Raw genomic sequence first — 17539 nt, forward strand, 5'->3', positions numbered from 1 at the left:
CGTCTATTTCAATCCTGCGGACACCGAACACCCTGTCGCTATCAATATCCTTGAAGCGAAGGGCGACGAGGAAAAACAGCTCGTCGCGTCTTCCCGCATTTCCGTTTTCAAGCACTTATGGAAAGAGTTTTGGGGTCCGCGTCTTGAACACATTTTATACAACTGCGTCTTGGCTTTGATGGACACGCCCGGGCAAACTTTGCTCGGCGTGTATCGTATGCTCGTTGATGATACTTATAGAAAAAGTATCGTTGCTAACATCAAAGACCCGATTGTAAAAATGTTTTGGGTTGATGATTATGAGAGCTACGACCTCCGTTTTCGTAAGGAAATAATCTCGCCCGTTCAAAACAAAGTGGGACAACTCCTTACCTCTCCGCAAATGCGGAATATTGTCGGCCAACCCAAAAGCTCGGTGGACTTCGGTTTTGTCATGGATCAAAAACGAATCCTATTAGCCAACCTCTCCAAAGGAAAAGTCGGCGAGGATAAATCCAACCTTTTGGGGTCGGCCATCATAACTAAGATGTATCTCTCCGCTTTGGAGCGTCAAAGTATACCCGAAGAATCCCGTCAAGATTTTTATCTCTACATAGACGAGTTTCAGAATTTCTCGACCGACATTTTTCCGTCTATTCTCTCCGAAGCCCGTAAATACCGCCTTAATTTGAACCTTGCCCATCAATACCTCTATCAGCTACCGGAGGCCATAAAGCACGCTGTTTTCGGCAATGTTGGTAGCGTCATTTCCTTCCGCGTCGGGAGCTATGACGCCAAAGAACTGGCGGAAGAAATGAAGCCCGTATTTACGAGCGAAGACTTGGAGCACTTGGACAATCATCATATTGCCCTGCGGCTCCTCATAGACGGGAAAATGTCTCACGCTTTCTCGGCGATCACTATGCCGCCGCTCAAGCTCACCGGATACGAAGCGGAGCGAGATACTGTTTTGAGAATATCTCGGGAACGCTACGCTACTCCACGCGATATTGTGGAAGAAAAACTAAAAAATTGGTTTGAAAAATAATTTTCTCGGCCATACGGCCTTGAGTTTTATTTTTCAATCACGATTTATTCCCCCCCCCACCAACGAGCAAAAAGAAATAGCAGAACAGGAGAGGAAGGCCGAGCCACCAGACGCGACCCCGCGACATTTCACGGAGCGACGGCCAGCAGGACGGAGCGGAGTGAAGTCGGCTTTTGATTTTGCGAGGTGGTGCTGTCTAAAAGGTAATGTTTAATAGGGCTTTTAGCAATTCTCCCTAGTCATTCGGGCAAGGAGTGACTGACTACCCGCGTGACTAGGTAAAGTGCCTCCATTTTTGCTAAAATAAGTGCGAGTCTCCTTTAAGAGACACACCTTGTATAGACTCTTATGATATTAAAATAACCTAAACAAAAAATGGCAAAACAAATGCTGTTTTTTAATTGTTAAATAATAATGATACCCAATCTGCCTAATCACATAGCTGTTATCCCCGATGGCAACCGCCGTTGGGCTAAAATTAAAGGGTTAAAACCTTGGCTGGGCCATGAAGCCGGCGCTAAAACATTAAAACAAATTACTAGAGATATTTTTGCTGTTGGTATAAAGCATTTTACCTTCTGGGCTTCATCCGAAGACAATATTAAAAAAAGAGATCCTCAAGAAGTCTCTTTTTATTTTAAGCTGATTAAAATGGCTTTTAAAGATTTTGAAAAAGATAGCTATGCCCATAGCAATCAAATCAAAGTTGATTTTCTTGGTTCTTGGGAAAAAATGTTCCCAGAAGACATAAAAGAAATTTTGTATCGCATCAAAGAAAAGACGAAAAACTATAGCCAACACTTTTTAACTTTTCTTTTGGCTTACGATGGCAAAAGCGAAATGTTAAATGCTTTAGAAAAAATCCGCCAGCTGGCGGATAAAAATAATTCAGCCACCAAACTTACACCCGAACTAGTTAAAAGCAACCTATACACCAAAGATTTACCGACTATTGATTTAGTTGTTCGCACTGGCGGTGAACCTCACTGGAGCGCCGGTTTTATGATGTGGGACGTAGCCGATAGCCAACTCTATTTTACCGAAACATTGTGGCCCGATTTTAACAAAAAAGAGCTAGAAACAGCCCTAGGTAATTACTCCCAAACCCAACGCCGCTTAGGCGCCTAGTCTTCTTTTTTGATTTCTATTTTATCTAAAACTCTCAAAACCTTATCGCCTTTTTCTTGAGATTCATCTATTTTAAAAGTTATCTTAGGCACAGGACGCATTTTTAAATTTTTATTTATTTCTTGCTGTATTTCGTAAATATTTTTCTGTATTTCTTTTAAAACCTCTTTAGATTTTTCAAAGGGGAAAACTGTTATACCAATAGTGCAATCCTGTATATTGCCCGTAGTAGTAACACTAGAAACTGTTACCAAAGCATCAACATCTAACTCGCGACGTAAATAACCTGCGATGAATCTATGAATTAACTCGTTTATTTTATCTAGTCTTATTTGGGACGACATAAATTTCTAATATCTAATTTCTAATGACAAATCAATTTCAAATGATTAAATGACTAATGATAAAATCTTTTTTTAGACATTGTGATTTAGACATTGGGTCTTGATTAGAAATTGCTTGCCCTGCGAAGCTTCAGCGAAGTAGGGGGATTTAGACATTAGACATTTCACAATTCAGGGTATTTCTTTTCTTCTTCAAAGGCCACTAAAGTATCCCCCACAGCAATTATGGTATCACTTTCTACTTGTAAACCGGCTTCGTTACCTTCTCTAACTTCATCTTGAGGTTCTTTGCCTTTTTGCAACCCAGTTATTTTGCCTAAGCCTAAAATTTTATCATCTCTTTTAACTTCAAATTTAATTCCTTTCTTTAAACGCCCAGAGGATATTTTCCCGCCAATTACCATTCTGGGTTTTTCCGTTCTAAAAATAGCTAAAATACTTATTTGACCAATCTCTTCCCTTATAATTTCTGGCTCCAAAAGATGGCTCATAAAATCTTTAACTCCCTGAATAAAGTCATAAATAATATCGAAAGTTTTTATTTCTACACCGCGCTGTTCGGCGTAATTTAAACTATCTCTGCCCACCTTAACCCTAAAACCCACAATTTTAGCACCGGTAGTTTCGGCTTTTTTTACATCGGCTTGGCCAATATCACCCACATCGCATTTTAAAAGTTTTAAACCAACTCTATCCGAATTTATTTGTTTTAATGTATTTATCAAAGCCTCTAAACAACCTAGAGCCGCGGCTTTAACCACAATAGTTAAAACCTTGGCTTGGCCGGTTGGCTCTATTTTAATTTTTTCTAAAAAGTCCTCGTGCTTTTTTTTGTGTTCGATTACAATACTTTCGGCTTCGCTTGCACTAGAAACCACAATGCATTTTTCGCCTATCATGGGTGTAGTATCGGCGAGCCCAATAACTGACACGGGTTTGGAGGGATAAGCTTCGGCAATAGTTTTTCCAGCGTCATCTTCCATCATTTTTATAGATCCATAAGCTGTACCGCAAACAATTAAATCGCCGGTTTTTAAAACACCATCTGTTATAACAATAGTGGCCACCACGCCGCGCCGAGCATCAAAATTAGATTCTATAACATAGCCTTCGCCAGTTTTTTTGGAATCGTATTTTAATTCCTCCATTTCGGCTACCAACAAAATTAAATCCAAAAGTTCTGCGATGCCTGTTTTGTCGCGCGCCGAAACCAAAGCCACAGGAACTTTGCCGCCCCATTCTTCTATTAAAACTCCATTTTCGGAAAGTTCCTTTTTAACTCTATCTATGGCCGAACCCTGTTTATCTATTTTATTTATAACAACAATAAACGGAACTTGGCTTTCTAAAATATGTTTAATAACTTCTTTGGTTTGAGGTTTTACGCCATCGTCGGCTGCCACCACCACCAAAGCAATGTCGGCTACTTTTACCCCGTGTTCGCGCATCGCAAAAAAGGCTTCATGCCCTGGCGTGTCTATAAACGTAATCTTTTTCCCATTGCGATTGGTTTCGTAAGCTCCTATAGATTGAGTTATTCCGCCAGCTTCTTTTTCGGCCACATTGGTTTCGCGAATGGCATCGAGCAGTGTGGTTTTGCCGTGATCCACGTGGCCCATAACCACAACTACCGGAGGTCTAACTTCGGCTTTAGAAACGCTCATATTTTGAGTTTGAGTATAGGTGGACATACGTGTATAAGCGACAAAAAATGCCCTTTAAATGAGGCAAAATCTAGTAAAACAACATTACCACAGTTTTCTAAAAATATCTATCTTGACACTTTTATAACATGGAGTTAAGCTTTGAGAGTTCTTTCAAACCCCTAAAAACAAGGAGGATTGGTCATGGCCAGGAAAAAGGCGGATTATTAAACCTTTTACGTATAGTGAGACATCACGCCACAACAGGATTATTAAACCACGGTGGAAGAATGCTTTATATTTCTTTAGGTTTAGAAGAAACAGAAAATGAAATTGGAGAAGCTATTAAATACAGATTCGACCTTATGAAGGAAGAACTGCGGACCGCCATAGCTCAAGTTGAAAAAATCAAAAGACTGGCAGAAGAAAAAGGACTAACAGAAGTACTGGCGATCCTGAACGAGGAGGTTGAATTCGGCCACGATTTTTCTAGCCCACAAGAAATGCTCGAAAAATCGGAAGCACCTCCCATGAAAGACCGAAGCAATTAAACTTGAAGTTTTGCAGTATGATTGGAGTTCGACTTCAATCATAGTAAGTCAATCCCGCGTGCGAAACCGCACGCGGGATTTTTATTTGGGAAAATTGCTATTTTTTCAAAAAAACAATAAATTCGTCAACAGAAATATCAAGATCACCAATAATTCCTCTCAACATTTTCTTTTTTACATCTCGGCCGTAATGAATGGGCACAGTGGTCTTACGGCCATCGGAATGTTTAAACTGGGCATGACTGCCGACTTGGTGAAATTTAAAAAATCCGAGTTTGTTTAAAACCCGGATCAATTCTTGAACTTTTATAACTGGCAATTTGGGCACAAAATTATTTTCGACTGACGGCTAATTCTCTTTCCGAAAAAGTTTGAACCAGTTCAAACGTCTCACTCTCTTGAGGAATTTTTTCTCTGTCTTTTAACAACCCTTGAACATGACATATAATTGCCTCCTTGAGATTTTTCTTTATTTCCGTCAACGTATTGCCATGAGTATGCACACCCCGTAAAAGCGGAACAAACCCATGATAACCTCTGGGTTTTTCGGGCTCTATAATGGTTCTGAAAGCATATGACTCCATGACTAAAACATAGCATGTTGGAATCAAGAAATAAAGTTCTGCAAAAAATGCTTTCTGACCTTACCGTCCAAACTCCCGGCGCTCATAAACACAATTACTGAATTAGAGGCTAGATTATTAGACAATAGTTTTAAGATTTTTTTAAAATCGGAAGCATAAAAAACTTCTGGCTTTCGAATAGTTTTAGATAGCTCTTCTGATGTTTTACCGATAGTATCCCTGCCTTTAACTTTGTACAAAGGATACAAAATTGTTTTATCTGCTACGTCAAACGCGGTTATAAAATCTTTAAATAATCTATTTAATCTGTCTTGCTGATGTGGCTGAAAAACACAGATCAATTTCTTTTTTGGATATTTTTCTTTTAGAGCCTGAAGCGTGGCTTTTATCTCGGTCGGGTGATGTGCGTAATCCGAATAAATAATACTTTTTACTTTTTCATTTTTAATTTTTAATTTTTCTAACCTTCTCCACGCGCCCTGATAACTTATAAAAACTTTATCAACAACAGTTTTTTTAACCCCCAACAACTTAACCGCTTGCCACGCCGCTTCGGCATTAAATTGATTATGTATGCCGGGAATTGATAATTTATGATTTCCTTTGCCATACCAAATTATCGGGTAGCTTCTAGCTTTTAGCTTATAGCTTTTTAGAACTTTATTAATGTTCTTATCTTCTCCATTAGCCACAATCCACCCACTACTATCTACATTCTTTAGATACTTTTTAAACCCCACCAAAACTCCGTTTAAATTTTTATAAATATCTAAATGTTCTTTATCTATGTTTGTTAACACCGCAATTTTTGGGAAATAATTATGGAACGAACGGGCATATTCATCGGCTTCCAAAACTAAATATTTACTCTGGCCTAGTCGAAAATTATTCCCACCAGAAAAGGACCGCCCTTCCTGGAAGGGCGGTCCTTCCAACTCGCGGAGTTTAGTGCCAATTATTATAGTCGGATCCAGCCCAGCCTCAACCATAATTAAGCCAATTAAAGCTGTGGTCGTGCTTTTGCCGTGTGAACCAGCTACGGCAACTGTAAAATACTTCTTGGTTAGTTCACCTACCGCTTCGGAATATAATTGAGTTTTGATTCCTAGTTTTTTTGCTTCTAAAAGTTCTGGATGATCGGGTTTAATAGCTGCAGAATGAATAACTAAATCTATATTTTTTAAATTAATATTTTTTGGGTTAATTAAAATTCTTACGCCTCTTTTTTTAAGATCATCCGTTATTTCACTCTTTTCGGCATCCGAACCACCAACTTTCCAACCGGTAGCCAAATAATATTGAGCCAAAGACGAAACACCTATCCCGCCAATTCCAATAAAATGCACATTCTTTCTCATAAAAGAATTATTGCATATTCTGAAATAACTTTGCTAATATTCCTTTGGCTATTAGGCCAATGCTCTTTTCTAACAAACAAGGAGGAACACCATGGAAAATCAGGATTTGCGTCATATACTAGAAGCTCAACAGTTTAACCTAGAATTTATGAAAGAAATATTCGAAGAAGCAGATGGTTTACGTGAAGAAGTCGAAAAAAAGAACCATCTGGGCATTTTTAAAACCGCAAGAAATCTTCAAGGAAGAACCATGCTTTCTGTATTCTACGAACCATCCACGCGCACCAGAACCTCTTTTGTTCTGGCCGGTCAACGACTCGGCATGAATGTTTGCTGGACAGAAAACGCCAAGGAATTTTCTTCAACAGTTAAAGGCGAAACTTTGGAAGACACTATCCGTGTACTTTGCGAATACTACCCAGACGTTATCGTTTTGCGCCATCACGAGACTGGAGCCGCTGCACGCGCAGCTGCTGTAAGTTCAGTACCAATAATTAACGCTGGCGACGGCAAAGGCCAACACCCTACACAAGCATTGCTAGATATTTACACCATAAAACAATGTTTGAGTCGTATCGATGGAATTACTGTAATGATGGTCGGCGATCTTTTAAATGGTAGAACTGTTCGTTCGCTTGCCTATCTTTTGGCAAAGTTTAAAAAGGTAAGAATTATATTTTCTTCGCCCGAGAACTTAGCTATCGGCGGCGATATTCTTGCCTATTTAGAGAAAAAAGAAGTTGAGGTTGAAATAGTAAACTATTTCTGGCCAGATCTTGAAGAAGTTGATGTGATTTATGAAACAAGAATACAGAAAGAACGTGGTTCAGAAATGAGCGGAGAATCAGAAAGGCAGTTTTCTTTAACACCAGAAAAAATGGCAAGCTTAAAATCTTCGGCGATAGTGCTACATCCGTTGCCGAGAAATCATGAAATTTCACCCGAAGTTGATTTAGACCCTAGAGCCAAATATTTTAGACAAGCCGGCAACGGCATGTTTATAAGAATGGCTCTGCTAAAATGGGTTCTTCGCTCCCTATAAAACATCCGCCCCGACAAAAGTCGGGGCGGGTTTCTTATGCGGAAGCGGGAGGATTCGAACCTCCGATGCCCTTGCGGGCATACCGCATTTCGAGTGCGGCCTATTCAACCTCTCTAGCACGCTTCCCTATTTCTCGGCAAAATCCAATCAGGAATTATTTCGAGAAGTTTTTTAATAGACTCCCTATGTCAAAATCATTGGGCAGAGAATCTTGTAAACTACCAACCTGCTGGCTAATGCCCAAGAGCTGTTGGAGATACGGCTGGATAGCCAAGTAGCTCCACACCAAACCGCCAATTATAATAGCCCATTTGAGTAAACTAAAAAATTTGGCCCACAAAGCGGCGCGGTGTATTTTTTCCACCAAATGCAAGGTTCGCTCCGAAGCTTCTAAATTCTTTTTTAATAATTCTTTTATGTCAGATTCCATAAATAGTACTTAGAAAATAGATAGTAGAAAGTAGAAAGTAGAAAAATTTCTCTTGCTACAATCAACCTACTATATTCTACCTTCTAGAATACCAATAAAAAAGCCCCTAACGCAATGTTAGAAGCCTTTTATATTGGACTAATAACCGACCTTTTTAAAACACCTAGGTGACAAGGTTATTTGTCGATTCTGATTGCAGATTTTGCATTCATGCCAGATAAGGCTAAAACATTTCTAGCAATACTGTTTAAGGCGAGTACGGTAAACAAGACTATCGCTACTCCCAAGAAAGCCACCAACGGTTCTGCGTTTTGAAAAGCCGATACAACATAATCTACTGCGCTGGTTGGGCTATTTAAAGAAGTTAAAGCATTGTTGGCCACAGCTCTAAAAGCCACATATTCGTGCTGTATGGTTAAAAATATAGCAGTTAACGGAAACTGTAAAAACAAAAGGGGTTTTGATTTATTCCAAAACCAAGTCGCGTAAACCCTTCTCATTATTTTGTTTTTTAACTGTTGGTTATTCATTGTTTATTATAACTTCTATATTTGATAAAAGTTTCTAATTTAATTCTTTATCGTCTAAAGTTTTTTGCATCAACTTTCTGCCCCTAAACAATCTCATTTTAATAGCTGGAATACTTATTTTTTCTTGTTTAGAAATTGTTTCGTAAGATAAGTCTTTAAGATAATGCATTTCTACGATTCTTTTTAGTTCGTCCGGTAATTCTAATAGAACCTTATTAATAATCTCTTTTGTTTCTAAATCTGCTTTAAGGTTTCCCTTTTCATCCATAATGTCGTATTTATAGGTTTCGAAAAATTCCATCGAAACCGCTTGCTTCTTTTTAATTTTTTGATAAAAAGTGTACGAAGTGTTAACTAAAACCTTGTAAGCCCAGCTTTTAAATTCTATGCCTTCCTGTTTTTTAAACTTCTTGGCATTTTTGTATATCTTGGTAAAAGCCTCTTGAACAATATCTTCGGCATCTTCGCGGGTTTTAACCACTCTTTGAGCCGAACGCATAAAAGCATCTTGATATTTATCTACCAAAACCCCAAACAAGTTGGGGTTTCTTAAGGATGCAGTTAGTATCGCTTCGTCCTTAGCTTCCGCTAAAGGCCTACCGCCCACTAAACGATCTTTTACAGGTTTGTTATCTAAATAAGCCATTTAAGGAGAAAAACAAATGAGTTATTTTTGTTTTTGTTATTGGCCTATTTATACTATAAAACACCTCAAAAATCAATATGGTCACAACTCTGCTGGGTTTATATAAATGGTCTAATTTGTTATGATCTTATTTAGTTTCAGCCCTCGTAGTTCAATGGACAGAACAGCACACTCCTAACGTGCGGATCGAGGTTCGATTCCTCGCGGGGGCACATTGTACAAGGTCGATTATTAAAATAATTTATTAAATTTATGATGAATGGATTTAGCTACGGCTACAACAACATGATGGATCCAACATACTGGAACACCTACTTTGGCAACTGGACTGTTCCTATGGCAATCATCGGTGTAGCTTTGGGAGGATTAATGCTCGCACTGTTTATAGTTTGGAGCATATATTGGAAGGGTCGTGCATTGTGGAGAGCGGCCCATTTAAACAGCAAGCCTTGGTTTATAGCCTTGTTGTTAATCAACACTCTGGGTATACTAGAAATCTTGTATATTTACGTTTTTAGTAAAAAAAAGAAACTATAATATTTGTCTATGGTTATTTTTACCAAACACGCTTTGGATAAATTCACTGTCCTCAAAAAACACGAGATTTTAGTATCAAAAAATATAGTTATAAAAGCTGTGACTAAACCAGACACAATAGACCATTCCCGTTCACCTTTGCTAATTGGACAAGTGAGATTTGACAAGAGCCATGTTTTAAGGGTAGTTTATAAAAAAGAAGGCGGGAATAAAAAAATAATAACTTTCTATCCTGGCAGAAAAACACAATATGAAAAAAAATAAATTAAAATTGCGTTACGAACCTGATGCCGATGTCTTAAGTTGGGAGGTTTCGGCTAAACCTATTGATTTTGCCGAAGAAATCGGCAATATGGTGGTGCATTTTTCCAAAGATAATACACCTGTTTTGTTCGAAATCCTGGATGCCAGCAGTTTTATTAAAAAAGCCGATAATTTGGTCCGCGAAGAATTTACTGCCAATAAAAGAATGACGGTTCCAGTTTCTAGATAATACGACGGGCCTATAGTCTAGTGGTATGACACGTCCATGGCATGGATGAGGTCGGGGTTCGATTCCCCGTAGGTCCACAGACACGTTTAACTCGCTTAGTATTTGGCAAAATGATATAGTTTCAATTATCAACAGCCAAGTTGACTTCCAGATCAGATATCTGCTACACTGCGGGTACTAATCTCACTGCCTTCTTGGCGCAAGCCAGGACGGCAGTTTTAATTTATGGACCAAACAATTAAAAACCGAGCTTTAGTTTTTATAGATGGAAATAACTTCTACTATAAATTAAAAGACTTTGTATCCGAGAAATCAGAGATTTTTAAGTTACTAGATTTTGATTATCGGAAATTCTGCACAAACCTAGTAAAAGAAAACCTGTTGGTTGAAATAAGATATTATGTTGGCGACATCAGAAGAAAAAATGGAATCAACAAAGATAAATCTGAAAAACTTTATGCTAATCAACAAAAACTACTGGCAAAACTACAGCAACAAAATATACCCGTGGTATTAGGTAATTTAATACAGCACCCAGATAAAAGCTTCCACGAAAAAGGTGTAGATGTAAGAATAGCAGTATAGATGATAAGACTTGCCAGAGAAAACAAATACGATATTGCGTATTTGTTAAGTTCTGATACCGATTTAGTACCAGCAGTAGAAGAAGCCAGATCACTTAATAAGCATGTCTGCTATGTTGGAACACCGAAAGGACAATCGTTCGGTTTAACAAAGACATCCAATAATACAATTCTTTTGAGAAGCGAAGATATAATGCCCTACCTACCAGAAACATTACTAGATAATACCAATAGTTCACTCTAGGATTTAGAGAAATAAGATTATGGAATTGAAAAAATAACATTCCGATCTTTTAATACGTAACGGCATCACTCTAAATTCCCCCCGAAGGGTTACCCTTCGGGGGATTTAATTGACTCAAATAAAAAATATTGCTTAGCTTTAGATAACATTTAAGCTAGTTCTTCTAAACCCCAAACAAGGAGTGGCGTTATGACCGAAAGATCGCGTCGCCCAGCGAAGCCAATTGATGAAGAAGATCCTCACGAACCAGAAGACGGTCCTCGTCGACCCAAGATTAATCGACCCGACGTGGGCAGAGTCCTTCGAAGAATGAACCAAGTTCCGCGAGACAAAGCCAGAAGATACGCCAATCCGCAAAACATCGGTCAATAATCCCCACGGGAACAGCTTTACGCTGTTCCCTCTTTTTATATTCAAAACATTGCCCATAAATACCAAAATTGATAAGATTGGCTCATAATGCAATCTCAAATTAAACAGACTATAAGTGAAACTGTATCCAAGAAATTCGGCTTAAAAAATGTGCCGGATTTTTCAGTTGATATACCAGAAAAATCAGAACATGGCGATTATGCTTCCAACATAGCCATGGTGTTAGCTCGAATATTAAAAAAGAATCCGTTGGAAATCGCCCATATAATTGATATGGAATTAGAGAAGTGGAATTTAAAAAATGGCTTAAAAACAGAAATTGCGTCGCCGGGTTTTATAAATTTCTTTATAGACACCAAGGGTTTGGGTTTGGTTTTAAAAGAAATAATTAAAAAGAAAGAAAAATTTGGCAGTGGTTTAAAAAAGAAAGAAACAATAATTATTGAATATTCTTCGCCTAATATTGCTAAACCCATGGGCGTGCATCATTTACGCACAACCATAATCGGGCAATCTTTGGTTAATATGTATAACTTTTTGGGTTATAAAGTTTTAGCTATGAGCTTCCCTGGCGATTGGGGCACACAATTTGGTTCTTTAATAGCCGCTTATAAAAAGTGGGGTAATGCTAAAAAATTTAAAGTCTCGCCCGTTAAAGAAATGCTAAATCTCTATGTAAGATATAGCCATTTAGCTGAAAACGACGAAACATTGCAAGAAGAAGCTCGGCTGGAATTTAGAAAACTAGAACAAGGTAATAAAGAAAACCGAAGAATCTGGCATTTATTTAGAAAAGAATCTTTTAAAGATTTCGATAGAGTTTATAAAAAATTAGGCATTAAAATTCCTTTGGTTTTTGCCGAAAGTTTTTTCGAACCCTATTTAAAACAAGTTATTGCAGACGCTTCTAATAAAAAAATTGCCGAACGTGGCGAAAACAACTCGCTGGTTGTTAAATTTAAAGACAATACTCCACCATTACTATTACAAAAATCCGACGGCGCCACACTTTATGCCACTCGAGACCTTGCCCAAATGAAATATCGGGTTCAAAAATGGCATCCTTCTAAAATAATTATTGTGGTGGCCAGCCAACAAACGCTTTATTTTAACCAAGTTTTTAAAACCGCCGAAATGCTGGGTTATGCCAAAAAAGAAAATATGCAACATGTTAAATTTGGCATGGTTTTAGATTCCACTGGCAAAAAATTCGCCACGCGTGAAGGCAAGCTTATTCCCCTAGCCGATGTTTTAGACGAAGCAGTACGTCGAGCAAGAAAAGTTATAGATAAACTTAATCCTGAATCATTTCAAAAAGCAAAGCCCCGCACTGTCACACGACTTGTCCGCAGTAGCTTTAGCGGAGGCGGGAGCAAGTCTAGTGCTGGGGAAAAAGATAAAATTGCCAAGATTGTTGGCCTAGGCGCAGTTAAATTCTTTGATCTTTCGCAAAATCGCTTAAGCGATATCGTTTTTGATTGGGACAAAATGCTAAACCTCAAAGGCGCTTCGGCCCCATATATTCAATATTCTTATGCTCGGCTCAAAAGTATTTTAAGAAAAAATAAAAGTAAAATTATAAAATTTAATGTTGAGCTATTAAAAGAAAAAGAAGAAGTCTCTTTACTGCGCCACTTAATCCATTTTTCCGAAATCATAACCGACTCCGCCATTAAATACGAACCTAACCACCTAGCCGAGTATTTACTAAGACTAGCCGAGAAAGTAAACCATTTTTATGAAACTACGCCTATTCTTAAATCCGAAAAAGAAGTGCGTGCTTCAAGGTTGGCTTTAATAACAGCTGTGTGTAGTATTATAAAATCGGGTCTAGAACTTCTGGGCATAGAAGTGACGGAGAGGATGTGAGGGCTTTGTTCGTAAACGAAGTGAGCGGTAACAAAACCTTGCCCAGCACCTTTTTTTGTATAGACCCAATGATAAATTCTGTTTCGATAACAAAGTTTGATATAATATAAACATTATAAACATATAAAAAGGTGCTGGGTGCTCAACTTTATAGTTGCTCGCCTTGCTCGCAAATAAAATTGGCATGAACCCAATCGTTGAAGCCATCAAAAAAGTTAAGCCCGCGGTTGTTAGCATTGTTATCACCAAAGAAATTACCGAAGAAATGCTAAGCCAGATGCCTTACTTTGGCGAAGGTGGCGTATTAACTCCGCCAGAAAAAAATTCTGGGGAAATTAAAAAAGAAATTCCTAAAGACCACGAAAAAATAAAAGTGGGCGGCGGTTCGGGTTTTATAGTTTCCCGCGATGGCTTAGTTTTAACCAATAAACACGTAGTCCAAGACCCCGAAGCTACCTATACTGTGGTAACCGAAGACGACTATCACTTCCCGGCCAAGGTTTTAGCCCGTGACCCCATAAACGACATTGCTATTTTAAAAATAGAAAACAATAAAGAATTTCCTTACGTTAAACTAGCCGACGCCAATAAACTGGACCTAGGCGAAACTGTGGTAGCTATTGGTAACACCTTAGGCGAATTTAAAAATACTGTTTCGGCTGGCGTGGTTTCGGGTTTATCCAGATTCATTACCGCTCAAAATGAATTTAACGGCGAACCCTCTTTTTTGCGTGGCTTGGTTCAAACCGACGCCGCTATTAACCCCGGCAATTCGGGCGGGCCTTTAATTAATATGCGGGGTGAAGCCATTGGCATAAACGTAGCCGTAATACTGGGCGCCCAAAATGTTGGCTTTGCCATCCCTATAAATTCTGCGGCCAGAGACTTAGAAGACTTAAAAAAGTTCGGCCGACTACGAAAACCATTCTTAGGCGTAAGATATTTAATTATAAACAAAGACATGAAAGATAAGTTGAAGTTGCCGGTTGAAGCCGGTGCTTATGTTATGAAAGAAAATGCGCCCGGCGATGAAGCCGTGGTAAAAAATAGCCCAGCCGACAAAGCTGGCTTAAAAGAAAAAGATATTATATTAGAATTTAACGGCGCCAAATTAACCAGCGAAAAAAACTTGCAAGATGTTTTAGAAAACTGCAAAATCGGCGAAAGCGTGCCACTTAAAGTTTTGCGAAACGGCGGAGAATTAGAACTAAAATTGATGCTGGAAGAAAGAAAGTTTTAAAATAACCCCCGCACTTTTTTAACCAAAAAAGTGCGGAATAAAAAAGCCCCGATACTACGTCGGGACTTTTATTTTTGTTGTTAAGCAGAGAAATCAGTATTTCTACCTATACCCGCACCCTTTTGGGTCGCTTTTCTGACCTTGCCGATTTTTTCAGTCAACTTATCAGTCAAACTAGTCTTTTGTTTTTCAATAGTAAAATTGGGTATGCCTCCACCTTTTCGAGTAAGCTTTAGAGAGGTTGCTTGAAAATCAACATTATTTACTTTCATACTATTACCCTGCCTTTCTACTTTTATGGGTTTTGGAGTATTTACTCTAGAGCCAAATTCAGGCGTTATAGCCCCTTGAGGGTCATATCTAGTGCCAAGAAACCTTGCTTTTATCAAGGGTGCTGCTATGGGCCGAGCGTTAACCAAAGACACCGCTTCACGTCCTATAGCACCAGGAAATACCGCGTTTTTTATCATATTTGCCTCCTTAACAACAAGTAAAGAACTGCCTTATATTAAGAATATACGACGACAAAACTAAAAAGTAAAGTCATTAATTACTCTCTTTCTTTGGCATTAGCCTGTGTCATAAAAACTCTTGGATTAAGCCAGTTGGATAATTCCGCTAAAGTATCCACATAACCTTTAATATCTAGGTCTGAATTTTTACTAAGCCCAAAGTGCAAATGTTTTCTTTCGGCTGCGGTCTCGCTAGTGTAAGCCGCGCCCAAGTAGCCTATTAAATAACCAGAAGTTATTTTTTGCCCCTCGCTAACTTTAATATCCCTTAAACGCAGGTGTCCATAAACACTGGTTAAATCTTTATTACCTTCAAAATTATGTTTTATAGCTACCACCCCGCCATAACCGCTGGCCTCGCCTACCTTAGTTACCTCGCCCCCATAAATTGAATAAACTGGAATATTTTTATCTAAATCTTCTTCTTCAATTTCTATATCTACACCTGAATGATAACCTACAAATCGGCCCGCACGATAAACTCCAAACGGGTTTACTGTTTGGTTATTATAAAAATTTTTTATGGGCAAATATATTTCTCCGTTAGTTGCTCTAAAAGCAGAACTAGCGCTAGCATACGATGGATAGCCCAAACTTTCTAAAGTTTTTTCTATAAACTCTTCTTCGGAAAAATTAGCTGTTTTTTTAGAATCAGAATAATTTGTCCAGATACTTCCCGCAACCAAAGCAGTAAAAAGTATTAATATTAAAATTTTTAATATCATTTAATTTGTTTCGTTGGTATCAAAATGTTTTAAGGCGTAGGCCAAGCTAGAACCAATTTTTTTGCCAGGGTTAAAAATATTAGCCGGATCAAATATATTCTTTAAATCTTCGAATATTTTATAAACCTCGCTACCAAAAAATTGTTTTAAATATGGCCCCCTTATTAAGCCATCGTTATGTTCGGCAGTAATAGAGCCATTAAACTTAAGTAATAAGTCGTAAACATGGCGGCTTATGCTAAGTATGGAATCTTTGGTCTTGGGATCAGCTAAATCCATTAAAGGTATTATATGAAAATTGCCATCGCCCACATGCCCAGCTATGGTATAAATTATGGGGTAGCCATCTAAAATTTTATAAAGCTGAGGCAAAAATTCTGGCAAATGATCTGGGTTTACAATAATATCGTCTATAAAAGGTGCGGTACGTAGATTTTTTATCTTTTGGCGTAAAAAATTAAAACTCTCTCTTCTAATTACCCAATATTTTTCTGTATCATAGCCCGGCAAAGTTATTTTAGTATCTAACTTAAACCCCACCAAAGCCTTCTCAGCGGCTTTTGTTTTTTTATAGGCCATATCCGCGGTCTCGCTAGAAAACTCTGCCAATATAATCAACTTGGGCATACCCTTGGTAAAAATAAGCCAAAATTCGTGCAAAAAATTAAAACCTAATCTAAATATATTGCCTTTTAACTTTTTAGCCAGATCCGGTAAAAGTTTAATAGCAATCTTAAAAGTATGATCGTCGTAAGATTCTAAACTTTCTGGTTTAAATTCTAAAAGCTTGTGCGTTATTTCAGCCAAACGCTTTAAATCCTTAAGAAATACCACCAATAACCGGCGGTTATTTTTTGGCTTTATTAAGCCAAATTTAATTTCGGTTATAATTCCCAGCGTGCCTTGAGAACCCACCAAAACTTTAGTGAGATCAAAAACTTTTGTGCTTGGATTATAAACATCCCATAAATAATAGCCCGAAGAGTTTTTACTAACCTTAGGCTTAACCTGCTGTAGCGCCTCGTAATTATTCATTACCAGATCCGAAACTTTTCTATATATTTCCCCTTCTAAATTTTCTAGATTTTTCTTGGCTTCTAACTGGTCTGCCGAAATAGGCCCGAAAGTATATTCCTGGCCATCTCGTAAAATAATCTTTAATTCTTTTACATAATCTATGGTTTTCCCGTACGCTAACGTCTTCTCTCCACCAGCGTTATTTGAAACCATTCCGCCCACCGTGCAAATTTCACGCGAAGCTGGATAACTTGGTAAAAGCAAGCCCTTTTTTAAAGTCTCTTTTTCAAAATCTCTATAAAACAAGCCGGGTTCCACCACGGCATAATCGCTTCCGACTTCCTTTAATTTATTCATATGTTTAGAAACATCGGCTATTATGGATTCCGAAATTGCCCCGCCCGTCATATCGGTGCCGCCCGAACGCATAGTTATAGATAAATTTGAGTCTTGCGACTTATTTTTGGACACAAACTTAACCAAATTTTTTAAATCATCAGTATCTTTAGGAAAAATAACAACTTTAGGTTTAATTTTAAACAAACTAGCATCCCGACTATACTTTTCTAAGTCGGTTTCACTAGTTGTTATTTCTCCTTTAAAAAACTCCTTAATTTTTGAACCAATCTCCATTAGTTCAATTATAACATTTAGCTGGCTATG

At 38.1% G+C, this 17539-nt stretch carries 21 protein-coding genes, 3 tRNA genes and 1 pseudogene; 13 read left to right on the forward strand and 12 right to left on the reverse strand.

All coding sequences use genetic code 11. The features are described from left to right. Together Q8Q95_03100 and uppS are read left to right on the forward strand one after the other, a co-directional pair. Window positions 1-1027 (forward strand): hypothetical protein (locus Q8Q95_03100; GenBank protein MDP3764584.1); only part of this gene is annotated, 1027 nt, incomplete at its 5' end. 414 nt (window positions 1028-1441) lie between these two features. Then, a complete protein-coding gene (gene uppS, locus Q8Q95_03105; protein ID MDP3764585.1) occupies window positions 1442-2155 on the forward strand; it encodes a polyprenyl diphosphate synthase in 714 nt (237 codons plus the stop codon). Here uppS and Q8Q95_03110 read toward each other — a convergent pair. After that, window positions 2152-2499 carry a ribosome-binding factor A gene (locus Q8Q95_03110; protein ID MDP3764586.1) on the reverse strand — a complete coding sequence of 116 codons (348 nt, stop codon included), beginning with the start codon at window positions 2497-2499 and terminating at the stop codon, window positions 2152-2154. The two genes, uppS and Q8Q95_03110, sit on opposite strands and share 4 nt — an antisense overlap. A gap of 164 nt (window positions 2500-2663) precedes the next feature. Beyond that, window positions 2664-4190, reverse strand: coding sequence for a translation initiation factor IF-2 (infB, locus tag Q8Q95_03115; protein ID MDP3764587.1), 1527 nt, complete (start codon window positions 4188-4190; stop codon window positions 2664-2666). A gap of 101 nt (window positions 4191-4291) precedes the next feature. Between infB and Q8Q95_03120 the strand changes: the two genes are divergently transcribed. Beyond that, complete coding sequence (locus Q8Q95_03120; GenBank protein ID MDP3764588.1) at window positions 4292-4693, forward strand: hypothetical protein; 402 nt, start codon at window positions 4292-4294, stop codon at window positions 4691-4693. Window positions 4694-4790: 97 nt separating this feature from the next. Here the strand turns inward: Q8Q95_03120 and Q8Q95_03125 are convergent, their stop codons facing one another. The 3 genes from Q8Q95_03125 to Q8Q95_03135 are packed head-to-tail and all read right to left on the reverse strand — an operon-like array spanning window position 4791 to window position 6635. Next, entirely contained in the window at window positions 4791-5021 is a 231-nt protein-coding gene (locus Q8Q95_03125; GenBank protein ID MDP3764589.1) for a type II toxin-antitoxin system HicA family toxin, read from the reverse strand. A 4-nt stretch (window positions 5022-5025) separates the two neighbouring features. Then, the gene (locus Q8Q95_03130; protein MDP3764590.1) at window positions 5026-5277 is read right to left on the reverse strand and encodes a type II toxin-antitoxin system HicB family antitoxin; all 252 of its coding nucleotides are present in this window, start codon (window positions 5275-5277) and stop codon (window positions 5026-5028) included. A 23-nt stretch (window positions 5278-5300) separates the two neighbouring features. Next, window positions 5301-6635, reverse strand: coding sequence for a Mur ligase domain-containing protein (locus Q8Q95_03135; GenBank protein MDP3764591.1), 1335 nt, complete (start codon window positions 6633-6635; stop codon window positions 5301-5303). 91 nt (window positions 6636-6726) lie between these two features. Here Q8Q95_03135 and pyrB point away from each other — a divergent pair, with 91 nt between their 5' ends. Next, entirely contained in the window at window positions 6727-7677 is a 951-nt protein-coding gene (pyrB, locus tag Q8Q95_03140) for an aspartate carbamoyltransferase (GenBank protein MDP3764592.1), read from the forward strand. Between the two features lie 39 nt (window positions 7678-7716). On the opposite strand, the gene Q8Q95_03145 is transcribed toward pyrB, so the two are convergent. The 4 genes from Q8Q95_03145 to Q8Q95_03160 all read right to left on the reverse strand — a co-directional run bounded on the left by Q8Q95_03145 (window position 7717) and on the right by Q8Q95_03160 (window position 9283). Continuing rightward, window positions 7717-7803 (reverse strand) — tRNA-Ser (locus Q8Q95_03145). Between the two features lie 28 nt (window positions 7804-7831). Next, the gene (locus Q8Q95_03150) at window positions 7832-8107 is read right to left on the reverse strand and encodes a hypothetical protein (protein ID MDP3764593.1); all 276 of its coding nucleotides are present in this window, start codon (window positions 8105-8107) and stop codon (window positions 7832-7834) included. Window positions 8108-8283: 176 nt separating this feature from the next. After that, the gene (locus tag Q8Q95_03155; GenBank protein MDP3764594.1) at window positions 8284-8637 is read right to left on the reverse strand and encodes a hypothetical protein; all 354 of its coding nucleotides are present in this window, start codon (window positions 8635-8637) and stop codon (window positions 8284-8286) included. A gap of 34 nt (window positions 8638-8671) precedes the next feature. Continuing rightward, window positions 8672-9283 (reverse strand): RNA polymerase sigma factor, encoded by a 612-nt coding sequence (locus tag Q8Q95_03160; protein ID MDP3764595.1) that lies wholly within the window; start codon window positions 9281-9283, stop codon window positions 8672-8674. Between the two features lie 140 nt (window positions 9284-9423). Between Q8Q95_03160 and Q8Q95_03165 the strand changes: the two genes are divergently transcribed. The 9 genes and pseudogenes from Q8Q95_03165 (at window position 9424) to Q8Q95_03205 (ending at window position 14622) form a co-directional block, all read left to right on the forward strand. Further along, window positions 9424-9495, forward strand: a tRNA-Arg gene (locus Q8Q95_03165). Window positions 9496-9535: 40 nt separating this feature from the next. After that, window positions 9536-9820 carry a DUF5652 family protein gene (locus Q8Q95_03170; GenBank protein MDP3764596.1) on the forward strand — a complete coding sequence of 95 codons (285 nt, stop codon included), beginning with the start codon at window positions 9536-9538 and terminating at the stop codon, window positions 9818-9820. Between the two features lie 9 nt (window positions 9821-9829). Continuing rightward, on the forward strand, window positions 9830-10084 hold the full coding sequence (locus tag Q8Q95_03175; GenBank protein MDP3764597.1) for a DUF4258 domain-containing protein: 255 nt from the start codon (window positions 9830-9832) through the stop codon (window positions 10082-10084). Beyond that, the gene (locus tag Q8Q95_03180) at window positions 10071-10313 is read left to right on the forward strand and encodes a DUF2283 domain-containing protein (GenBank protein ID MDP3764598.1); all 243 of its coding nucleotides are present in this window, start codon (window positions 10071-10073) and stop codon (window positions 10311-10313) included. Before Q8Q95_03175 ends, Q8Q95_03180 begins: the two co-directional genes overlap by 14 nt. A 6-nt stretch (window positions 10314-10319) precedes the next feature. After that, window positions 10320-10390: transfer RNA gene (locus Q8Q95_03185), tRNA-Ala, on the forward strand. Window positions 10391-10538: 148 nt separating this feature from the next. Continuing rightward, window positions 10539-11141 (forward strand): annotated as a pseudogene (locus Q8Q95_03190) (NYN domain-containing protein). A gap of 189 nt (window positions 11142-11330) precedes the next feature. Continuing rightward, window positions 11331-11513 (forward strand): ubiquitin-like protein UBact, encoded by a 183-nt coding sequence (locus Q8Q95_03195; GenBank protein MDP3764599.1) that lies wholly within the window; start codon window positions 11331-11333, stop codon window positions 11511-11513. An 87-nt stretch (window positions 11514-11600) separates the two neighbouring features. Beyond that, on the forward strand, window positions 11601-13382 hold the full coding sequence (gene argS, locus Q8Q95_03200; GenBank protein MDP3764600.1) for an arginine--tRNA ligase: 1782 nt from the start codon (window positions 11601-11603) through the stop codon (window positions 13380-13382). Between the two features lie 184 nt (window positions 13383-13566). Then, window positions 13567-14622, forward strand: a complete 1056-nt coding sequence (locus Q8Q95_03205; protein ID MDP3764601.1) for a trypsin-like peptidase domain-containing protein — start codon at window positions 13567-13569, stop codon at window positions 14620-14622. Between the two features lie 80 nt (window positions 14623-14702). Here the strand turns inward: Q8Q95_03205 and Q8Q95_03210 are convergent, their stop codons facing one another. From Q8Q95_03210 to Q8Q95_03220, 3 genes are all read right to left on the reverse strand, one after another. Beyond that, on the reverse strand, window positions 14703-15092 hold the full coding sequence (locus Q8Q95_03210) for a hypothetical protein (GenBank protein ID MDP3764602.1): 390 nt from the start codon (window positions 15090-15092) through the stop codon (window positions 14703-14705). An 80-nt stretch (window positions 15093-15172) separates the two neighbouring features. After that, window positions 15173-15859, reverse strand: coding sequence for a M23 family metallopeptidase (locus Q8Q95_03215; GenBank protein MDP3764603.1), 687 nt, complete (start codon window positions 15857-15859; stop codon window positions 15173-15175). Next, window positions 15860-17509: an FAD-binding oxidoreductase gene (locus Q8Q95_03220; protein MDP3764604.1), complete on the reverse strand. Its 1650-nt coding sequence runs from the start codon at window positions 17507-17509 to the stop codon at window positions 15860-15862. It lies immediately after the preceding gene. Window positions 17510-17539 lie beyond the last annotated feature (30 nt).

The organism is bacterium, from assembly GCA_030697795.1.
Taxonomy (GTDB): domain Bacteria; phylum Patescibacteriota; class Minisyncoccia; order JACQLN01; family JACQLN01; genus JACQLN01.

Coding starts and splice junctions, on each gene's coding strand:
- Q8Q95_03170 (MDP3764596.1), top strand. CDS start 9,536: ATGATGAATGGATTTAGCTACGGCTACAACAACATGATGGATCCAACA.
- Q8Q95_03120 (MDP3764588.1), top strand. CDS start 4,292: ATGGAGTTAAGCTTTGAGAGTTCTTTCAAACCCCTAAAAACAAGGAGG.
- Q8Q95_03135 (MDP3764591.1), bottom strand. CDS start 6,635: ATGAGAAAGAATGTGCATTTTATTGGAATTGGCGGGATAGGTGTTTCG.
- Q8Q95_03210 (MDP3764602.1), bottom strand. CDS start 15,092: ATGATAAAAAACGCGGTATTTCCTGGTGCTATAGGACGTGAAGCGGTG.
- Q8Q95_03205 (MDP3764601.1), top strand. CDS start 13,567: ATGAACCCAATCGTTGAAGCCATCAAAAAAGTTAAGCCCGCGGTTGTT.
- Q8Q95_03180 (MDP3764598.1), top strand. CDS start 10,071: ATGAAAAAAAATAAATTAAAATTGCGTTACGAACCTGATGCCGATGTC.
- infB (MDP3764587.1), bottom strand. CDS start 4,190: ATGTCCACCTATACTCAAACTCAAAATATGAGCGTTTCTAAAGCCGAA.
- uppS (MDP3764585.1), top strand. CDS start 1,442: ATGATACCCAATCTGCCTAATCACATAGCTGTTATCCCCGATGGCAAC.
- Q8Q95_03110 (MDP3764586.1), bottom strand. CDS start 2,499: ATGTCGTCCCAAATAAGACTAGATAAAATAAACGAGTTAATTCATAGA.
- argS (MDP3764600.1), top strand. CDS start 11,601: ATGCAATCTCAAATTAAACAGACTATAAGTGAAACTGTATCCAAGAAA.
- pyrB (MDP3764592.1), top strand. CDS start 6,727: ATGGAAAATCAGGATTTGCGTCATATACTAGAAGCTCAACAGTTTAAC.
- Q8Q95_03130 (MDP3764590.1), bottom strand. CDS start 5,277: ATGGAGTCATATGCTTTCAGAACCATTATAGAGCCCGAAAAACCCAGA.
- Q8Q95_03215 (MDP3764603.1), bottom strand. CDS start 15,859: ATGATATTAAAAATTTTAATATTAATACTTTTTACTGCTTTGGTTGCG.
- Q8Q95_03175 (MDP3764597.1), top strand. CDS start 9,830: ATGGTTATTTTTACCAAACACGCTTTGGATAAATTCACTGTCCTCAAA.
- Q8Q95_03150 (MDP3764593.1), bottom strand. CDS start 8,107: ATGGAATCTGACATAAAAGAATTATTAAAAAAGAATTTAGAAGCTTCG.
- Q8Q95_03220 (MDP3764604.1), bottom strand. CDS start 17,509: ATGGAGATTGGTTCAAAAATTAAGGAGTTTTTTAAAGGAGAAATAACA.
- Q8Q95_03160 (MDP3764595.1), bottom strand. CDS start 9,283: ATGGCTTATTTAGATAACAAACCTGTAAAAGATCGTTTAGTGGGCGGT.
- Q8Q95_03195 (MDP3764599.1), top strand. CDS start 11,331: ATGACCGAAAGATCGCGTCGCCCAGCGAAGCCAATTGATGAAGAAGAT.
- Q8Q95_03155 (MDP3764594.1), bottom strand. CDS start 8,637: ATGAATAACCAACAGTTAAAAAACAAAATAATGAGAAGGGTTTACGCG.